Here is an 18,082-nt window from a genome sequence, read left to right as displayed (position 1 = left end):
CGACGCTGAGCGTTTCTTTCCTGGTCTGGTGGCCCTAGCGCGAGCAAAACACCCGATCCCATCCCGAACTCGGCCGTTAAGTGCCGCTGCGCCGATGGTACTGCGTCTTAAGACGTGGGAGAGTAGGTCACCGCCAGACCTGGTAAGAAACGCAATATCTCTCTGATACGATGAAACAAACCCGATCAGGACAACCTTGGCGCGGGGTAGAGCAGCCCGGTAGCTCGTCAGGCTCATAACCTGAAGGTCGTAGGTTCAAATCCTACCCCCGCAACCAAATCTTATTGATTTATCAAAGACTTCAAAGCCGAGCATAACGCTCGGCTTTCGTCGTTCCAAATTCTTGTCAACACCTGGTCAACGTTTTGCGAGCCCCCCTTCGCCGGGCAACATGATCGCTCAGGTTGGCCCGCATCACCTAGGAAGATCCTCCCGAAACCGGTCCATCTGATGCATCCGCTCGTGCAGGATCGTCACGATGCCGACGTCCCCGTTCGACAGCCGCCGCCAGTACACGAAATGATGCGCGTGCCGGAAGTAGAAGCCCTCGACCCCGAACTCGGCCGGGATGGGGCGCGACGCAACGACGTGGCTTTCGATCTGGTCGAACGCTGCGAAGAGGTCGGTGATGTACCGATCAGCCTGTTCAGCGCCCCAGCGGTCGCGCGTATACCGGTAGATCTCGTCAAGCCGCAGCGATGCAGCCTCTTGGACGCGAATTGCCACGATGTCAGCCCCGGTTCCGGGCGATCACCTCGGCGGCGGTCAACGGGAGATAGCTTTCCTCAGGCGCTGCGAAGGCGCGCGTCAGCTCGGCCTTCAGCCGATTGAAAGCTTCAGCCTCGGCCCGCTCCTTATCGCGCCGGATCAGGTCGCGGACGTATTCGCTGATGTTCTCGTAGGACCCGTTCTCACCGACGTTCGATGCCACGAACTCGCTCAGTGCGCCGCTGATGCGGACAGTCATCGTCGTGGTTTGGGACATGCTGGCCTCCGGTTTCTGTCTTCAATATAAGCAAGAATGAATACGCGGACAAGGGTGGCTCAGCATTGCCCGGTGCGCGCGTTCGAACTGCGCGGCTCTGTCATCACGTTCGCACTTCCACAGAAGGCCAAAGTTAAGCGGTGGGGCGCTATCCTGGTGCCGTGCACCCGATAGGGCCACGAGGATCAAGCACCGCAAAATGTGCGGAGATTAGCGTCACTATTCTCCGCACAGCCGCCTCTATGCCGGGTTCTTGACGCCAGCCTGTGCACCTCAAGATACTTTGATGACAGAAAAGCGGTAAATACTGTCATCAAAGATCGTTGCTGCCAGTGGGCGGTCATCAAGGCTGTACCGCCACGCCATCGTATTCATGGTCCCATATCGGCCGCCAAGTCTCACAGCCTCCAGAGCAAAGACAGCGCCAGAATCCCTGGTTCACGGTTGCAGATCACCCTGGCCACAGCACAAGCTGACAGGACGACGACGAGGCCCAGTTCATTGATTCGACTGCAACAACGCCCTTTACTTGGATTTCTGATTGACCCCTTTGGGATGTCTGCTCGTGCCATGGCGCTAGACGGGAATCACATCAGGATTACGCGACGCGGTCAGGTTGCCACCGTGTCACTACAGGCGTTGACGCGTGCGCCAGCTCTCCGGAAGGGGATGTTCGGGACTGCGCTGACCATAAACTCGCAGGAGCATGACGATGTCACGTTGAAGGGGGCGGGGAACGTCGCAGCTACGGAGTTCGCAGAAGAGGTCAAGGAAGCTTGGACGCGCGTCAATCTCGCAGCCCTTGAAAAGGAAGCGGCGCGGCTGGACAGGGTTCTTGCCGGGGTGCTGAGACTAGCGGCACCGTCGCAATATCCCTCGGCGTGCAAGATCGCGCCGCTCATGGATGACGCCAAGGCTCTGGATGCATCGCTTCTGTCGAAGCTGAATGCCGATGCCATCGGCCCCGAGGTCGTCGCGCGCATCGCACCTGTCCGGAAATTCGTCGCCGACCCGCGAACGGCGCGGGCGAATGCCATCGCCTCCTTCGTCACGGCCGAACTGGACCGCTGGAAGGATTTCTTCGACTCCATCGAGAGCAAGCCGCTGACGCCGGAACAGCGCCTTTCGGTTGTCGTCGATGAGGATGCGACGCTGGTCCTCGCTGGCGCGGGGTCGGGCAAGACCAGCGTCATCACCGCCAAGGCCGCCTATCTGGTGAAGGCAGGCATCCGACAACCGGAAGAAATCCTGCTTCTGGCCTTCGCGAAAAACGCGGCCGAGGAAATGTCGGAACGGGTCGAGGCCCGATCCGGCGTGCCCATCGTCGCGCGAACCTTCCACGCGATTGCCTATGACATCATCGGGATCGTCGAGGGTTCAAAGCCCGCTTTGGCCGACCATGCCACCGACGACATGGCCTTCACCAACCTGATCAAGCAGATCCTGAAGGATCTGGTCTACCGCCTGTCAGAGGTGTCGAAGGCGATCATCCAGTTCTTCGCGCATTTCCTGGTCGAGCCGAAAACCGAATGGGATTTCAAGACCAAGCACGACTTCTACACGCACATGGAAGCCCAAGACCTGCGGACGTTGCAGGGCGAGAAGGTCAAGAGCTACGAAGAGTTGCAGATCGCCAACTGGCTTTATGAAAACGGCGTCGACTACGAATACGAGCCCCTCTACGAACACAAGGTTTCCGAGATCGGCAGGCGCGATTACCAGCCCGATTTCCGCCTGACCGAAAGCGGCATCTACATCGAGCATTTCGGGGTGCGGCGCGAAAAGGCGCGGGACGGCAGCGAAAGGCTGGTCACGGCGCCTTTCGTGGATCGCGACGAATACCTGGCGGGCATGGACTGGAAGCGGAAGGTCCACGCCGAGCATCAGACCACCCTGATCGAGACCTACAGCTATGAACGGCAGGAGGGCCGCCTGCTGACCGGCCTCGCCGAAAAGCTGGCACCGCATGTTACCCTGAACCCCCGGCCGGTCGATACCATCTATGACCGGATCGTCGAACTGAAGCAGGTCGATGACTTTTCCAAGCTGCTCGGAACCTTCCTGCGCAAGTTCAAAAGCGGCGGCTACAGCCTGCAGGACTGCGAGACCAAGTCCGACCGGATGAAGCTTGGCAAACGCGCCCGGGCGTTCCTCGACGTCTTTGCGCCGGTCTTCGAGGAATATCAGAAGCGTTTGGAGGGCCGGATCGATTTTGAGGACATGATCTTGCGCGCCGCGCGCTATGCCGAGACTGGTCGCTACATCAGCCCGTTCCGCCACATCCTGGTCGACGAGTTCCAGGACATTTCGCAAAGCCGGGCGCGGCTGGTGAAGGCGCTGAAGGCCCAGCATCCGGATGTGCGCGTCTTTGCCGTGGGTGACGACTGGCAATCGATCTTCCGCTTTGCAGGGTCCGATATCCACCTGATGCGCCATTTCGGGCGGGAGTTCGGCGGCAGCTTCCATGGCGAGACTGGCGTGCACAGAACCGTCGATCTCGGCCGCACCTTCCGGTCGGTCGACCAGATCGCCTTTGCCGCCCGAACCTTCGTTCTGCGGAACCCCGCCCAGATCGATAAGAAGATCGTCCCGGCTGGGACCGCGACCGAACCGGCGATCAGGGTCGTCACTGTGTCCAAGGGCGAGGACGAGGGGAAACTGAACGAAGTGCTTGCCGCCCTGTCTGCCGCCACTGCGGCCGAGGCCAAGCCCACGACGGCGCTGGTCCTCGGCCGCTACCGTTTCAACGAGCCAGACATGCCGGGTCTGCGGCGCCGATTCCCGCAGCTGAAGATCAGCTTCAAGACCATCCATGCCTCGAAGGGTCTGGAGGCTGACCATGTCATCCTGCTGAACGCCGACAGCGGGCGCATGGGGTTCCCGTCAGAGATCGTCGACGACCCGCTCCTGTCGCTGGTCTCGCCGGAGGAGGAGGCGTTCCAGAACGCAGAGGAGCGGCGCGTCATGTATGTGGCGATGACGCGAGCCCGACATACCCTGACGATCCTTGCCTCGAATGCTCGACCGTCCTCCTTCGTGACCGAGCTGCGCAAAGACCCGGCCTACGGGATTTCGACAGCCCCCGGAGCGGAACCAGAGGCCCACGTCTGTGGCGAATGCGGGGGACGATTGCTGGGCGTGACCGGGCAGGATGGCCGCATCTGGTATCGATGTGAGCACGTCCAGCACTGCGGAAACCTTCTGCCCGCCTGCCCGTCCTGCGGCACGGCCCTGCCACGCCTTGCCGAGGGGACGAGCGAGGTTCGCTGCGGGTGTGGTGCCAGCTATCCGACTTGCCCGGATTGCGAAGATGGCTGGCTGGTCGAACGAAGCGGCAGCTTTGGCAAGTTCCTTGGCTGCGTTCGTTACCCTACCTGCACCGGGAAAGCGAAGATTTCAGGTGGTGACCGGCCAACGGTCACCAGATCAAGACGCCGAACCAGGGTCTGATCCAAGGTGCACAATTGTGCCCATCGCCGCACGAGACAGGTGCCGCTTTGCCGTGCCACCATTCCCGCGCAGCGAATCCCTGCCGCTCCTTGAAACCGTGAACCTGTGATCCGGGCCGGGCGATGCGCCTCGGTCGAGGCGTTCGGCGCTTCCCGTTTTGATGTCGCCCGGCCCGGGATTCACACGAGCTGGCCTGCCAAGAAGCCGGATCAGAAGTCCGTCTCGACATAGACCCCAGCGCAGTCGTAGGCGACGGCGGCGGCCGTGGCGCCGGTGTTCAGGAACAGCCGCGGCGACAGGAACTGCGTCGCGGCGGGCAGATCGGCGGTGATTTCCTGTTCGAAGGTGGCTCCGGTGACCTCGTTCACGGCTCGGACCCACACCGATGAACCATTCGGGGGTGCGGCGATGAAAAGGCTCAGGACACCGCCGGTCGCGATGGCGAAGGCGGCCCCCAGGTCGGTTAAGGTCGGTGCCCCGGTCCCGTCGTTTGCGACCAGCTGCCAGTTGGCATGGGTGCCGCGCTGGAAGCCGATACCAATGCAGTTGATGGCTGCAGCCAGCGTCAAGGTGGTGGCAAGCGCTGCGGTTGATCCATAGAGCCCGAAGAACCCCATGCCTGTCGCTTGCAGCGTCGTCAGCGAAATTCGCGTCACGAAGGTCCAGCCGCCCAGCCCCGCCGCGTTCCCGCGCCAGCAGGCCCAGCCTGCGGAGCGCTGGTCGGCGACCGAGTCCACGACGGCCGCCGACGTAAGACGCCATCGCCGCATGGAAGCAGCAAGGTTCGTCGCAGCCAGCGTCGGGTGTGAAACGGTGCCGACCGAGGTGATCGGCAAGCCTTCGGTGGTGATCGTGGTGCTGACGGAGGGGGACCAGTTGGCGATGCGGTTCACCCCGAAATGCGGCTGCAGGGGGAAGTCCCGGCCGGAAGGGCGCATCACGTCGATCCACGGTGCCCCGGCGCGGGTGCGCGCATAGAGGGCGGCCTTGCCTGCGGGCGGCGGCGATGGCGCTGCGGCCAGACCTGGCAAGACCGTGGGCTGCGGCAGTTCTACCTGGCCGCTGGTCCGGTCGATGCGGATGGCATCGAAGAAGGCCGAGCCATCCGGGCTGACCTTGAAGCTTAAGTCATCGTTGCCCAAGAGGCCGATCAGCGCGCGGGCGGAGAAGCCGGTCTTGAAGGCGAAGGCCGCGTCATTCCCGGCGGCGGCCTTGTTGACCGTCGCCTCGATGCCCGCGCCAGCGTTGTTCAGCAGCACGGCGGGCGTGTTGACCGACATCCGGTTGTAACTGTCCGCCGTGGCCCCGCCGAGGCCCAGAAGCTGTGCCGTCAGGTTCGCCTGCGGCATGCCGACCTGCGTGACGGCATTGGCGAAGGTGACCGTGGGCGTGTTGATCACGGTCGTGCCGCCCGCGCCAGCCGTCGCAGAGCCGATGTTCACGACCGTGGTCGATCCGGATGCCCCGCCCGTGCCGAGGTTCACCGTCTTGGTGACGCCCGTGGTCGTCGCACCAGTGCCCATCCCATAGGTGGCCGTCGTCGTCGCCGTGCCGATACTGGCCGCAGCTGCCGAAACGGTGACTGTGCCCGAGGCGGTCAGCGTGCCCGAGAAGGTCTTGTTGCCGGTGAAGGTCTGGGTGCCCGCGAGGATCGCCAGTTCTGAGGAGGTGTTTGGCAGCGTGAAGCTGCGCGTCGTCCCTGCGCTGATCCCCGCCAGCGAGAAGGTCACCTTCTTCGTCGGATCGGCATCGTTCACCAGGCTGAACACCGCGTCTGACACGTCCCGGGGCTCGCCCACGACCTCCCAAGCGCTGCCGATCCAGACGAGGAATAGGCCCTCGTCCGCGATCCAGACCAGCCAGCCGGTGCGTGGGACGAGGCGGATCCACGCGCCGTCCACCCAGAAAGCGATGTTCAGGTCCCACCCGGCCCAGAGGCCAGTGGCGCCGGAGGCCACCAGATGCCGGTTGCCATCGGCGGGACTGGCCGGTGGTGCAGTGCGCGTGCGGTCCAAGACCGACAGCTGCACCATGGCATCGAGCAGGCGCAGCGCCTCGTTATGGGTGACATGTTTCTGCGCCTGCGCCGCCAGAAGATACGGCAGGCCCAGATGGGTCGTGGTGTTGGACATGGGGTTTCCCGTGGGTTGAGATCAGAATTGAAGCGTCACGTTCGCGGGCGTGCCGCGGCCAAGGCGGTTCGAAAGCTGATAGATGCGGATCGCCAGCGTCTGGCCGGGCCCGACCGGAGCGCCCCAATCGGCGCTCTGCTGGGCGGCGGTGTAAAGGACAGAGGTCGTGTCGCTGGACAGCGTGCGCCTGACCGCAGCGCCGTCGAGGATCTGGACGTCGTACCCCTCGACGTCTTCGGCCAGCGGCACTTCGACCTGTTCCCAGGTATCGGCCACCAGCGCGCGGGATCGCCGCGTCCAGCGGATGGTCAGGTCGCCCGGGCTGCGCGCTGTCCGCCACGGCTGTTCGACATGGACAGGGGCGAAGGGGACAAGGCCCCGTCCGGTCGGGGTGAACCCCAGCGCGGCGTAGCTGTCATCGGTGACGGCGCGCGCGGCCGGGCCCACGCGCCAGTTCCACGGCAGGCCGAGGTCAGCTTCGGCGATGGGGAGCGCGGCCAAGGTCGCATCCAGCACCACGACCCGCGCCCCGGCAGGGGTCGGATTGCCCATGGCGTGTTCCGTCCCGCGCTGGCCGCGCAGGAGGCGGGTCAGGCGATAGCGACCAGCGGCGATCAGTTCGGCCGCGCCTGCTTGGACGATTTCCCAGACCCCAGCCACTGTCTCGACGGCGACCGCATTGGCCCCGCCGAACAGGGCCACGTCGGTCACGCTTTCCAGCGTGCCAGACAGCAGATCGACGACCAGCGCGTTGCCGAGATCGAAGCGGGAGGTCGGCCCCGGAAAGAGGTCGAAGGCCATGGTTCCGATCCGCGCCCGACTGCCGAATGTGGTCAGGAGGTTGAAGCCGTCCGTTGATGCGCTGCGTAAAACCGCGATCTCCCCCGGCCAGGGGCTGGCATGGGCGGCAATCAGGGGGCGATGGGCGGGCTGATCCTCGGTGATCTGCGGCAGGTCCAGCATCACCACCTCGGGCGTGCCGAAGACGACGGGGCTGGCGAGCGAGGCCGGGCGCGGATCGCCGGGTGGCAGGTCATATGCCGCACGGTCCTGACGCACCGCCTCGATCCCGCGCGCCTCGGCATCGGCGACGGAGACGAGGTGGAACTCGACCTCCCGGCCGTCATGCGCGAGCCGGATGACGTCTGCCGGGTCCAGTGCCAGACGCGAGGGCGGCAGACGGAAGGTCGCGCTTTCCCGGCCGATCCAGGCCTCCATCAGCGCGCGGCGGCAGCGGCGTTCGGCCTCTTCGGGCGGGATCGCCATTGGGAAGCTTTCCGAGGAGATGCGGGTGGTGTCGACGGTGATACGCCGAGCCTCGACCAGCGCCGCATCGTAATCTTCGTCGGCGCGCGCCACCTGCCACTTCAGAGCCTGCGGCAGTTCGGTCTCCTGGCCACGGGTCAGTTCAAATGCCTCACCCTCGCGGCTGGAAACCAGATCATCTACCGTGAGGGTCAGGCTGGATGCCCGCCCGCGCATGACGAAGCGGATCACGCCCTCTGTCTCGATGGCATCGAAGCCGAAGTGGCGAGCCAAGGTGGAAATCGATGCGCGGGGGCTTTCCAGTGCGCCGATCACATAGCCCTCGACCGCACCCCAGAGGCCGGAGACGTCGATGAGGTATTCAGCCAGCCCGGCGCGCAGACAGAGGTGGCGCACGAGGGCGGCGAGCGACACGGCGCCCAGCCGCCCGGTCAGCCAGTGGCCAAGCCGCCAGTTCGGCCCGTCCGTCCAGACGCCGGTGAGTTCCGGAAAGAACGGATAGGGTCGCGCGTCCCACGTCCAGGCGGCGCATTCGGGGACATGGACCATCCGACCGCCGTAGACGGACGAAGTCGGGTTGTTCGCGCCCTGACCCCACCACAGGTAGCTCGCCTCCAGATAGGCGCGCTGGATGGCGTCGTCGCGCCAGCCTCGCGAGAAGTAGGGCGTGAAGCTCTCGGACGACTTCGGGTCGAAGAACACGTTCGGCTGGTTGGTGCCCCGGTCGATGGCCGGGCACCCCAGTTCGGTGAACCAGACGGGCTTCGATTGCGGCACCCATGCCGTGGGCGTGCCGCTTTCCACCCCGCCCGGGCGGTTGTAATGCGGGTTCGACCACCAGGCGCGCAGATCCTTGTAGCGGAACACCCAAGGCTTCCCCGCGCTGCCGTCGGTGATCGACGTGCGGATCTGGGCCGACCGGTCGGCGGCGCTGGCATAGAACCAGTCGAAGCCTTCGCCAGCGGCGATGTTCGCCTGCAGGTAGGCCCGGTCATGGATGGCGGGCCAACCTTGCAGGGCGTCGGCATGGTCGAACCCATCGCGCCAATCCGACAGCGGCATGTAATTGTCGATGCCGATGAAATCGATGTTCGCATCCGACCAGAGCGGGTCGAGGTGGAAGAACACGTCGCCACTGCCGTCCCCCGGCTGGTGACCGAAGTATTCCGACCAGTCCGAGGCGTAGCCCACCTTGGTGCCCGGCCCGAGGACCGACTTCACATCCGCCGCCAGCGCCTTGAACGCGGTCACGGCCGGATAGGAACTGGCGCTGGAGCGGATCGTGGTCAGCCCACGCATCTCGCTGCCGATCAGGAAGGCATCGACACCGCCTGCCACCGCGCAGAGATGGGCGTAGTGCAGGATCATCCGCCGCAAGCCCCAATCGCCTGCGGGGCCCGTCCAGCTGACACTGTCGCCGGAAACGGCGAATTGCGCCGGGGTGGCCGCGCCGAAGAAGCTGGAGACTTGGGTCGCTGCGGCGGCGGTCTTGTCCGCGGCCCCCGCATATCCCGGCGCCGGAGAACAGGTGATCCGACCGCGCCAGGGGAAACTCGGCTGGCCGGGTGTGGCGGCATTCGCGCTATAGGGGTTCGGCAGCGTGTTCCCGGGTGGGACGTCCATCAGCAGGAACGGATAGAACGTCACCCGCAGGCCGCGCGCCTTCATCTCGCGGATGGCCTGCACCACCGCGAAGTCGGCAGGCGTGCCGCCATAAACTGGCCGGTCTTCAGGATCGCGGCTGACCAGATGCGCATTGGCCCGCGCCACGCCATTCACGGACCAAACCTTCGGGCTGGTAACCTTGGTCGCCACTTCGACGCCGGGCTTGATCGTGCAGTTGCCTGCGCGCAGGTCATTGCCGAACCAGGCGACGACGAGACTGACGCTTTCGACCGACGGTGCCATGGCCTGCAGACGGTCAAGGGCCACGACGATGTCAGCCTCATCCGGGAGCGCGTTCAGGTTCTCGGCCGAGGTCGTGCCGCCGGTGGTCTGGCCGAAGACCGTGGTCGTCGCCCCGACCGTCTTGCGGACGGCTTCGGTCGCATAGCTGAACTCGCCCGAGGCCGGGATCATCGTTACCGCCTTGACCAGCCCCTCGGCGGTGTCAGGGTCGGCCAGCGGCCGGAACACCTCGAAGCTGAGCTGCGGCAGGCGGTTGCCGTAGGTCGCAAGAGCCAGTTCCTCGAAGACGACATAAGCCGTGCCGCGATAGGCGGGCGTATTGGTCGCGCCCATCTTCGCCGCGATGAACGGGTCGGCCGCTTGCGCCTCGTTCCCCGGATACCAGCGCCAGGTGATCCCGGTCATGTCGAGTGGCTTGCCATCCGCCCAGATGCGGCCGATGCCGGTGATCTGTCCCTCGCAGAGCGCCACCGCGAAGCTGGCATAGTACATATACTCGGTCGTCTGGACCCTTCCGCCGCCCCCGCCTTTGCCGCCGCCCTGTGTCGTGGTCTTCGTCTCCTCGCGGAAATCCGTGGCCCAGACGATGTTGCCGCCGATCCGCATCCGGCCGTAGAGGCGCGGGATGATCGCGCCTTCCGTGGCGGACGTGATCCGCAGGGAATCCAGCCGTTGCCCTTCGATCTTCTGCGCAGGCGCAAGCGAGGACACGATCCAGCTGTCGACCACCGAGCCGATGGTCGAGCCGATGAAGCCACCGATGGCGGCCCCGGAAAAGCCGAGGATCGCGCCGCCAAAGGCCCCGCCGATGGCAGAACCGACGGCACCGAGGACGAGCGTGGCCATGAGAAATCTCAGCGTTCGAAGGGTTGTGGTGGTCAGCGTGCGGGGAACAGGAATGCGAAGGCGATGCGCCGCCGCCATGCGGGTGTCAGCGGCTCCTCGATCACGCCAAGGCGCTCATAGGCGTGGAGGAAGGAGTCCGGGCCGGTGAGGATCCCGACATGCTTGGCGATGGCGCGGGGCATCATCCGGAACAGGATCAGTGCGCCGGGCCCAGCCTCGGATCGATGAAGTTCCGTCATCATCCGTCTTGTGCCGTCGGCCAGCACCTCGCGCGGGCCGGTCTCGCCCCAGTCGCGGCTGTAGGGCGGGATCGGGAACGGCTCAGGCCCCACCACCTCGCGCCAAACGCCGCGCGCAAGGCCGAGACAATCGCAGCCGACCCCGCGCAAGCTGGCCTGGTCGTGGTAGGGCGTGCCGAGCCAGGATCGCGCGGCGGTAATGACATGGGCGGGATCGGCAGACTTCACAGCATCGCCCCCTCGTGACCGCCGTCCTTGGTGGCGTAGCGCAGCACGACATCCTGGCCGGGGATGTGCGGAAAGCCCCGGAAGTTGGCGACATTGGCGAACTTCGCACCACAAGTGGCGATCCGCTTGTCGCAGCCCGCCCGGACCACGAATGCATCTGTTGCCGAAATCGGTCGCACCGGCGCTTCCAGCAGGGTCAGGATCGCTACGCCGTCGACAAGGTCGTGCGACAGCACCTCGACCCGCCGCCCCACATTCGCGCCGGTCGACCATTCGACCAGCCCGAAGGCGAACCAGCCCGCCGAGAAACTGGCGACGCCAGAAGCCGTGAAGGCTCGGTCGCGCAGCACATCGATGACCGCGCCGGTCCCCTTGAAGGCCGCGGCCTCGAGGTTCACGGCGCAGCGCACATCGCCCAGCGCGGCATCGCAATTCGCCTGAAACGTCCGCCCCACCGTCTGGCCGAGGACATGGGCCAGCGACCGCACCTCCGCCACGAAAGCCAGCCGCCCACGCCGGATCTGGCCGATGGCCCCGCGCCGCAGGAGAACGCGCTGCGCGGGGTTCGTCCAGTTCACCCGCCAGACCTCGACCGAAGCATTGTCCCATCGGCCGTCGAGGATATCGGTCTCGGTGATCCGGTCGGAGGACAGCACGCCTTGGGCATCCTGCGCATCGACAGAGAGGTCGGAGCCGGATCGGACTTCGGATGCCGTCAGACCACTTTCCGGTTCGAACTCGGTCCCGTCGAATGACGGGGTCCGGTCGTGGTCCGTGAAGCCGAAGGTCACGCCATCGGCGCGGGTGATACGCCAGCACCAGGCAAGCGTGGTCGTGCCCTCGTCGAGGTGGGCCTGAAGCGCGGGCGAAAGCGACTTCACTTCCGCCCCCAGCCGCGCAGGAGAGCTACGGACGCGAGGAGCGAAGACACGACGCCTCCGGTCGCGCCAGTCAGGGCATAGAGATTGAAAGGGCGAATATCGAGTATGCCGGTGGCCAAGTCGAAATCCGCCAGCCCGGCCAGTGCGAGGCCGGAGGCGGCGAGGCAAGCGAGATAGACGAGGCCGCGTGCGTGGGTCCAGTTCATGGTCATGCTCCGATCAGAGTCTTGAGGAAGGCGAGAATGCGGGCGGTCAGGCTCGCCGCTGCCTGCACGGGTGCGGGGTCGGTGGCGGCCGTGGAAGGGGCAGGTGACATAGGGTTGGAGGGTGGATTGAGGAGCGGGCGCAGCAGTGCCAGCGCCTCGGCCTCGCTGAGCCGCCGGATCGGCCGCGAGAAATCGACCCGGCCGTTGCGGTCGACCGACCAGACCGGGATGGTGCCGGTCGAGTAGAGACCCCTCGCGAAGATATCGCGCTCGGCCTCGCGGCGGGACCGGATGGCGGGGGGCTTGAGCCAGCCCATGAAGGCCGCTGCGGCCGCCGCGCGGTTCCCTGCGTTCAGGTGGTGCGTCAGCGCGGCCTTGGCGATGCCACCGGTGTTGTAGTGGAAGGAGACCAGCGCATCGAACTCGTGGGGTTCAAGCGGCACCTTCACGGTGCGCAGCACCTCGGCCTCGTAAGTGGCGAGGTCGGTGCGGAAGATGCGGAACGCCTCGCGGATCCCGGCATCGAGATTGGCGGGCATCCCACGCGGCAACCGTGCCGGATCGGGCGAACCAGCGATGGCGGTATGGCCGATGCCGAAGGTCCAGACGTCCTTCACATCGAGGTAAGGTCCGGGCACGACGCCTTCGTGCCGGATCAGGGCGAGAAGCCCCCGATCAGAGGTCTGCATGGGATTACCCGAGGGTTGAGAGGAAAAGGATCAGGACGGCGACCGCGAGGCCGATGCGCAGCCGGTGGGCAAAGGCCTGTCCGGGGTCGGCAGGATCGCAGCGCAGCGAGCGGGCAAGGCGAAGGATCTCATGCATCGGCGTCATCCTTCCCGGCGCGGCGGAGCCTGGCGAGGATCAGTTCGATGAAGGCCGCCCCGAAGACGCCGACCAGATAGGCGGCCGAGCCGACCGCCCCGCCCGCGGCGACGGCGCCATCGGGCAGACCGAGCCAGCCCGTCACGATCACGATGGAAAAACTGCCCATCCCCGCGGCAATCAACCCGCCGAGCAGGACATGGCGCAGGGCTTCGCGCAGCGCCATCCGGGTGGTCAGGGCATTGGTGGCACCGCCCAGCGCGCCCCAGAAGGCCAGCATCAGCGCCGTCGAGGCGGCGATCTCGCGCCAAAGGTGGGACCAGAAGGATTCGTCGTTCATGTGCGGATTTCCACAAGCGGGATCGAGGTGATCGACCCGAGACGTTCGAGGTCGAGGGTGACGTCGAGAGCGTCGGTGTCGAAGCGGACGGGGACGTCGAACTCGAACCCCGCGGTGATGGCGACGCCCGCAGCCGGGGCGGTGGTGAAGGTGATGAGGCCCGTGGTCGTGGAAACCGACCAGCCGGAGGCCTGCGGCGTGCCGTTCAGGGCGATGGTCACGGTTCCCGCGACGGGTTTGGTGATGGTGCGGGACCAGGACTGCGCGCCCGAGGTGTAACGCTTGGCGAGCTGGAACTGGGTCGTGCTGCCGTTGCCGGTGCCGATCGGCTGATCGGTCGCCTCCGGCGCCTGCGATGGCTGGCAGGACTTGAAATCGGCCCAGTCCTTGAAGCGAAAGCCGTGGAGACGACCATTGCGGGCCTCGAAGAAGGCGACCACCGCCGCCAGATCGTCGGCGCGGCGGATGCCATAGGCGACGTCATAGCGGCGGCGCGAGTTGGCCCAGCTCGCGTTGCGTTCCTCGGCGCCCGAGGCCAGCTCCACGATCTGCGTGCGCCGCTCCGGGCCACCGCGTGCGCCCTGGCTGATGTTGTCCGGAAACCGGACCTCGTGAAATGCCATGGCTGATCCTCACATGCCCCGCCGCCCGAGCGACACGGCACGGGCGATGTCGCTGGCGACCTGCGTGCGCGACTGGCGGAAACTCTCGGCGTCGCGGGCGTTGATCGTGACATTGACGGTGGACGCGCCCGACTGGCCCAACCCTGCCGCCTCGCGCCGGGAAAGGACGCGCTCGCCCCGCTGCAGGATCGCGGGCACCTCGTCGGGGCGCAGCCCTGCCCAGCCGCCGTTGTGCATGCGCGGCGCACCCGCGAAGGCCAAGGCGGGAACCATCCGGCCGGGGCCAGGGGCGCCGACCACGCCGCCGGTATGCAGGATGTTCGCGAATAGCCCGCCCGCACCGCCCAGCGCGCCGGAAAGGGCGTTCGCTATCGGCCCAAGGATGAAGCGCCGCGCCGCCAGCTTTGCGAGATCGGCAATCATCGAGGTGACCAGGTCGCGGAAGTCGATCTTGCCGGTCTTCACGAAGTCACCGATTGCGTTCTCGGCGCTCTGGAACGCGCCCACCAGCGCGCTGCCGATATCCCCACCGATGTCGCGCGCCTTCGCGGCGTAATCGGCGAGCGCCGCGGTGACGGCTTGCCAGCCAGTGAGGGCCGTGTCCGCGCCCTCGGCCGCTGCCGCCCCAGCGTCGCGCGCTGCGCGGCCTGCACCTTCTGCTGCGGTGGCGGTGTCGTTCAACCCGGAGGTCAGGGCATCAGCCGAAGCGGCTGCATCCGACAGAGCGGTTTCGGCTTCGGCCCCCGTGCCGGTCACGGCATCCTTCAGGGCCTGCCAGCTGGCCAGCGGCCGACCGGCGGCATCAGCCAACATCCCGGCCGCCTCGCGATAGCCGTCGGCCCGGGCGCGGGCATCCTCGGCCATCGCGCCGAGGCCGAGGTCAGGCGGCTCGAGGTAGGTGCGTGCGAGGGCCGCTGAAAAGGCATCCGCGGCCGCGGCACCGGCTGCGCTCGCGGCCCCCTCAAAGGGGTTGCCGATGCGGCCCAGTTCAACCGGATCGAGGACGCCGATCCGAACGCCCCCTTCGCCGGTGGCCCATTCTGGCAACAAGGCCAGCGCCGCGTTCAGGGTCTCGATGAAGCTGTTGATGCGCGTCACGACGCCGTTCAGCATCGCCTCGACGCCCGAGATCAGCCCGTTCGCCGCCTGAAAGGCGAAGTCGCCAATGGCGCCGGGCAGACTGCCCCAGATCGCAACCGCAGCGTCATAGGCCCCCTGGAAGATCGCGGCTGTCCGGTCGCCGAAGCTGACGACGCCGGCAATGGTGCCCTCGAGGGCCGAGAGACCAGCCGCCTTCAGGCCTTCCCATCCGGCCGCCATGCGCGCCAGCGCCGCGTCGAGCGACAGACCGATACGAGACCAGACTTCCCGCGCCAGATCCCCGAGGAGCCGGAAGGCTTCGCCCACGCCGCCGACCCGGGCGACGAGTTGCGAGAACTGATAGACCAACTCGCCCGCGCCGACGATCAGTGCGCCGATACCGGTGCGGATCAGGGCACCGCGCAGGAACACGAGCGCCGTTTCAAGGCCGCGCACCGACAGGGCCGCGGTGGCGAGACCCGCCACCCAGCGCCCGGCCATGACGGCCGCGAAGGTCGCAGCATAGGAGGCCAGACGCCCGAGGTTGCCGATCAGCGTGTCGATGGCCGAGCGCAGGATCCCGCCATCGGACGCAAGGACCACGAAGGCATTGGCCAGCGCCTCGATGGTCGGCGCCACGGCGACCGCGATGCGGTTGCGCAGGCCGTCGAACACCAGCGAGACCGTGCCCAGCGCCAGTTGCGTGCGGCGCAGGGCTTCGAGGGCATCACTGTCCAGAACCGCGCCAAGATCGGATGCCTGGTCGCCAAGTCGCGCCATCTCCGCCCCACCGTTGCGCAGAAGCGGCAGCAGGCGTGTGGCGTCCGAGGCCATGGCCTCGAGATAGAAAGTCATCTCCTGCTGGCTGAGACCGGCGCGTTCCAACGTATCGACGTAGAGCTGCAGCGCCTCGGGGCCGGAAAGGCGGGCGAACTGGTCGGCGGTGACGCCCACACGCGGGGCGACGTTCTCGAAGAAGTCGGCCATCGGCCCGCCGCCGGTCTGCAGGAAATCCCCGACCCGGTCGTTCACGTCCTTCAGGATGTCGGCCAGCTTCTCCTGCTCGATCCCGACCGTCCGCGCCCCAGCCGACCAGCGCTGCAGGGCTTCGGGCGTGGCATTGGCGACCTGCGCGAACTGCCGGATCTGCGCGGCACTCTCGGCGGTAGACCTTACGATCAGACCGAGCGAAGCCGTGGCGGCGGCAGCGGCGGCCCCAAGGGCTAGGCCCGCCCGGCGTGCGAAGGCCGCAAGCCGGGTGTTCGCCAGTTCCATCTCGCGTGACAGGCGGCCAAAGCCGCGGGCCCCAGCTTCACCGACACCCTCCAGTTCGGCGCGCACGCGACGTCCGCCCTCCGCCACGAGGCGGACGGAGACCTTCTTCTCAGCCATTGCGGCGTCCTTCCATCTGCTCGTTCAGTTTTCGCACCATCACTGCCTCGACCTCGGGCAGCAGTTCGGCGGCGATCAGGGGGTTGATGCCCAGCGCTTGCGCCAGCGCGAGGGCGGCGCCCATGTCCCATCCGATGACGGCCCCCGGCGCGATGCGCAGTTGGCCGCCAAGGCGCTGGGTCAGGTCCCAGACCTGCCAGCCCTCGACCGTCTGCGGCCGGTTCAGTCTTGTCGGGCAGTCCGGGCAGGGGCCTGCACAGGCCGCGCAGTAGCCGTCGCCCCCGCCGAAGGACCAGTCGGCAAGGGCGCGGAGGCGTTTTTTTCCTGATCCAGCATCAGGCCGCGGGCGACGTATTGTGCTTGGAAGGCTTCGAACACGGGCCAGATTTCCAGCAGGGCATCGATCCCGGCCGGGCTGACAGGCACGAGGTTGCCAGCCTCATCGCCGACACCTTCCCATTCCTGCACGGCGCGGCGCGCGACGGCCTTGGCCATGGCCAGCGCCATGTCCTCCTGGCTAGAGGTTTCCGACAGGCCGTCGATCACGGGATCGGCGCGGGCCGAGACCATCAGCGCGGTGGTGAGAGGGGCCACGAGGACGCGCAGGCCGGGCAGCAGGTCCAGCCATTCGGGGCGGTTCGAGAGGTTCAGGCGGATCATGGTCAGTATCCCGTGACGGTGTTGACGAGGACGGCGGTGCACATGCGGGCGGGGCTGGTGGCCTTGGCCGCCTGCCAGTCGAAGGTGGCCTGGATGCCTTGGGGTCCGGGGATCTCGATCCGCGGGACGGGCAGGTAGACGGCATGGGCCGTGAAGGTGAAACTGGCGTTCGCCCCGAGGCTGTAGGCGAACTCGAGCTCGCAGGGCGTACCGTCGGTGGCTTGGGTCACCAAGGCGCTATCGGCGAAACGCACCTCGATCCGGCCGGTCAGCGCGGCCATGCCGGGATCGGCGCCTTCGATCTTGCCGTCGTTGCGGATGGTCTCGATCCGGTCGAGGCCGTTGGCATAGGTGATCTCGGCCGAGACGACGTTGCCCAGTGCCGTGCCGTTCCGCTTCACCACCCCGTTGAAATGGCCGAAGCGCTGCAGGCCCAGCGCGGTCGGCGTCCCCGCGGCGGTGGTCGTGGCGATAGCTTCGCCCTGCGCGATGAGCCGTGCGGTCGCTGTCAGCAGGCCGGAGCGGTTCATCTGCCAGGACAGCTGGTCCATGACGCAACCCGCATACATCGCGAACCGCGGCACTTCGGGCATGGCTACTTCGATGGCCATCGAGGGGAGGGTCCAGTTGCCCGACTGGAAGGTGTGGGTCTTGGGCGTGGTCCCCGTCGTAGTCGGGGCGCCGAAGGCGGCCTTCAGCCAGAAGCCGAAGGCCTCGACGTCGATCGGCACGACGACATCGCCGTCGGCGGTGACCGCGTCCTTGATCGGGGCCAGCGGGTCGCGTCCCTGGCCCAGAAGCTCCGAGGCGATCAGCGGCTGTTCTGATCCGAGCGTGGTGCTTGCGAACGGCATCAACCGATAGCCGCTCGCGGGCGGGGTGCCGTAAACCGTCTCGAACGCAAGCGCCATCTGCGCCCGCGCGCCGTGTGCGCGTGCCATGAAGAGTTTCTCCTTTCCTCGAAAGTCTGTAATTCGGCCTGAAGCGAGGTTTGGAGCCTCGAGATTTCAGCGACCGCGTG

General features: G+C 66.5%; 16 protein-coding genes, 1 tRNA gene and 1 rRNA gene. 3 read left to right on the top strand and 15 right to left on the bottom strand.

Translation table 11 applies throughout. The features are described from left to right. Nucleotides 1-24: 24 nt before the first annotated feature. Nucleotides 25-139, top strand: a 5S ribosomal RNA gene (gene rrf, locus GBO37_RS07670). Between the two features lie 61 nt (nt 140-200). Next, nucleotides 201-277, top strand: a tRNA-Met gene (locus GBO37_RS07665). A 137-nt stretch (nt 278-414) separates the two neighbouring features. Here the strand turns inward: GBO37_RS07665 and GBO37_RS07660 are convergent. Both GBO37_RS07660 and GBO37_RS07655 read right to left on the bottom strand, forming a co-directional pair. Further along, nucleotides 415-726, bottom strand: a complete 312-nt coding sequence (locus GBO37_RS07660; protein WP_252928216.1) for a type II toxin-antitoxin system RelE/ParE family toxin — start codon at nt 724-726, stop codon at nt 415-417. A 4-nt stretch (nt 727-730) separates the two neighbouring features. Continuing rightward, nucleotides 731-985 carry an addiction module antitoxin gene (locus GBO37_RS07655; protein ID WP_216034780.1) on the bottom strand — a complete coding sequence of 85 codons (255 nt, stop codon included), beginning with the start codon at nt 983-985 and terminating at the stop codon, nt 731-733. 570 nt (nt 986-1,555) lie between these two features. Here GBO37_RS07655 and GBO37_RS07650 point away from each other — a divergent pair. Next, nucleotides 1,556-4,435 carry a UvrD-helicase domain-containing protein gene (locus GBO37_RS07650; RefSeq protein ID WP_252928220.1) on the top strand — a complete coding sequence of 960 codons (2,880 nt, stop codon included), beginning with the start codon at nt 1,556-1,558 and terminating at the stop codon, nt 4,433-4,435. 209 nt (nt 4,436-4,644) lie between these two features. Here the strand turns inward: GBO37_RS07650 and GBO37_RS07645 are convergent, their stop codons facing one another. The 13 genes from GBO37_RS07645 to GBO37_RS07595 all read right to left on the bottom strand — a co-directional run bounded on the left by GBO37_RS07645 (nt 4,645) and on the right by GBO37_RS07595 (nt 18,002). After that, nucleotides 4,645-6,567, bottom strand: a complete 1,923-nt coding sequence (locus GBO37_RS07645; RefSeq protein ID WP_252928214.1) for a DUF2793 domain-containing protein — start codon at nt 6,565-6,567, stop codon at nt 4,645-4,647. A 21-nt stretch (nt 6,568-6,588) separates the two neighbouring features. Beyond that, nucleotides 6,589-10,587, bottom strand: coding sequence for a glycoside hydrolase TIM-barrel-like domain-containing protein (locus GBO37_RS07640; protein WP_252928211.1), 3,999 nt, complete (start codon nt 10,585-10,587; stop codon nt 6,589-6,591). Nucleotides 10,588-10,619: 32 nt separating this feature from the next. Continuing rightward, nucleotides 10,620-11,054 carry an NlpC/P60 family protein gene (locus GBO37_RS07635; RefSeq protein WP_252928208.1) on the bottom strand — a complete coding sequence of 145 codons (435 nt, stop codon included), beginning with the start codon at nt 11,052-11,054 and terminating at the stop codon, nt 10,620-10,622. Next, a complete protein-coding gene (locus GBO37_RS07630) occupies nt 11,051-11,935 on the bottom strand; it encodes a DUF2163 domain-containing protein (RefSeq protein WP_252928205.1) in 885 nt (294 codons plus the stop codon). The genes GBO37_RS07635 and GBO37_RS07630 overlap by 4 nt, the downstream gene beginning before the upstream one ends. Next, nucleotides 11,932-12,141 (bottom strand): hypothetical protein, encoded by a 210-nt coding sequence (locus tag GBO37_RS07625; RefSeq protein ID WP_252928203.1) that lies wholly within the window; start codon nt 12,139-12,141, stop codon nt 11,932-11,934. The genes GBO37_RS07630 and GBO37_RS07625 overlap by 4 nt, the downstream gene beginning before the upstream one ends. Before the next feature lie 2 nt (nt 12,142-12,143). Beyond that, complete coding sequence (locus GBO37_RS07620; protein WP_252928201.1) at nt 12,144-12,830, bottom strand: lysozyme; 687 nt, start codon at nt 12,828-12,830, stop codon at nt 12,144-12,146. Between the two features lie 4 nt (nt 12,831-12,834). After that, on the bottom strand, nt 12,835-12,966 hold the full coding sequence (locus tag GBO37_RS21440) for a hypothetical protein (RefSeq protein ID WP_256480212.1): 132 nt from the start codon (nt 12,964-12,966) through the stop codon (nt 12,835-12,837). Then, entirely contained in the window at nt 12,959-13,306 is a 348-nt protein-coding gene (locus tag GBO37_RS07615; protein WP_252928199.1) for a hypothetical protein, read from the bottom strand. The genes GBO37_RS21440 and GBO37_RS07615 overlap by 8 nt, the downstream gene beginning before the upstream one ends. Further along, nucleotides 13,303-13,929, bottom strand: a complete 627-nt coding sequence (locus tag GBO37_RS07610) for a DUF2460 domain-containing protein (RefSeq protein WP_252928196.1) — start codon at nt 13,927-13,929, stop codon at nt 13,303-13,305. Before GBO37_RS07610 ends, GBO37_RS07615 begins: the two co-directional genes overlap by 4 nt. A gap of 9 nt (nt 13,930-13,938) precedes the next feature. After that, nucleotides 13,939-16,401 (bottom strand): phage tail tape measure C-terminal domain-containing protein, encoded by a 2,463-nt coding sequence (locus GBO37_RS07605; RefSeq protein ID WP_252928194.1) that lies wholly within the window; start codon nt 16,399-16,401, stop codon nt 13,939-13,941. Continuing rightward, nucleotides 16,394-16,525, bottom strand: coding sequence for a hypothetical protein (locus GBO37_RS21435; protein ID WP_256480209.1), 132 nt, complete (start codon nt 16,523-16,525; stop codon nt 16,394-16,396). Before GBO37_RS21435 ends, GBO37_RS07605 begins: the two co-directional genes overlap by 8 nt. A 98-nt stretch (nt 16,526-16,623) precedes the next feature. Beyond that, nucleotides 16,624-17,061, bottom strand: coding sequence for a hypothetical protein (locus GBO37_RS07600; RefSeq protein WP_252928193.1), 438 nt, complete (start codon nt 17,059-17,061; stop codon nt 16,624-16,626). A 2-nt stretch (nt 17,062-17,063) separates the two neighbouring features. Then, a complete protein-coding gene (locus GBO37_RS07595) occupies nt 17,064-18,002 on the bottom strand; it encodes a phage tail tube protein (protein WP_252928191.1) in 939 nt (312 codons plus the stop codon). Nucleotides 18,003-18,082: the final 80 nt, after the last annotated feature.

It is taken from the genome of Paracoccus sp. 08, assembly GCF_024105395.1.
GTDB lineage: Bacteria > Pseudomonadota > Alphaproteobacteria > Rhodobacterales > Rhodobacteraceae > Paracoccus > Paracoccus marcusii.
Note: the sequence above shows the minus strand (reverse complement) of the source record. Positions and strands in the feature narration are given on the sequence as shown.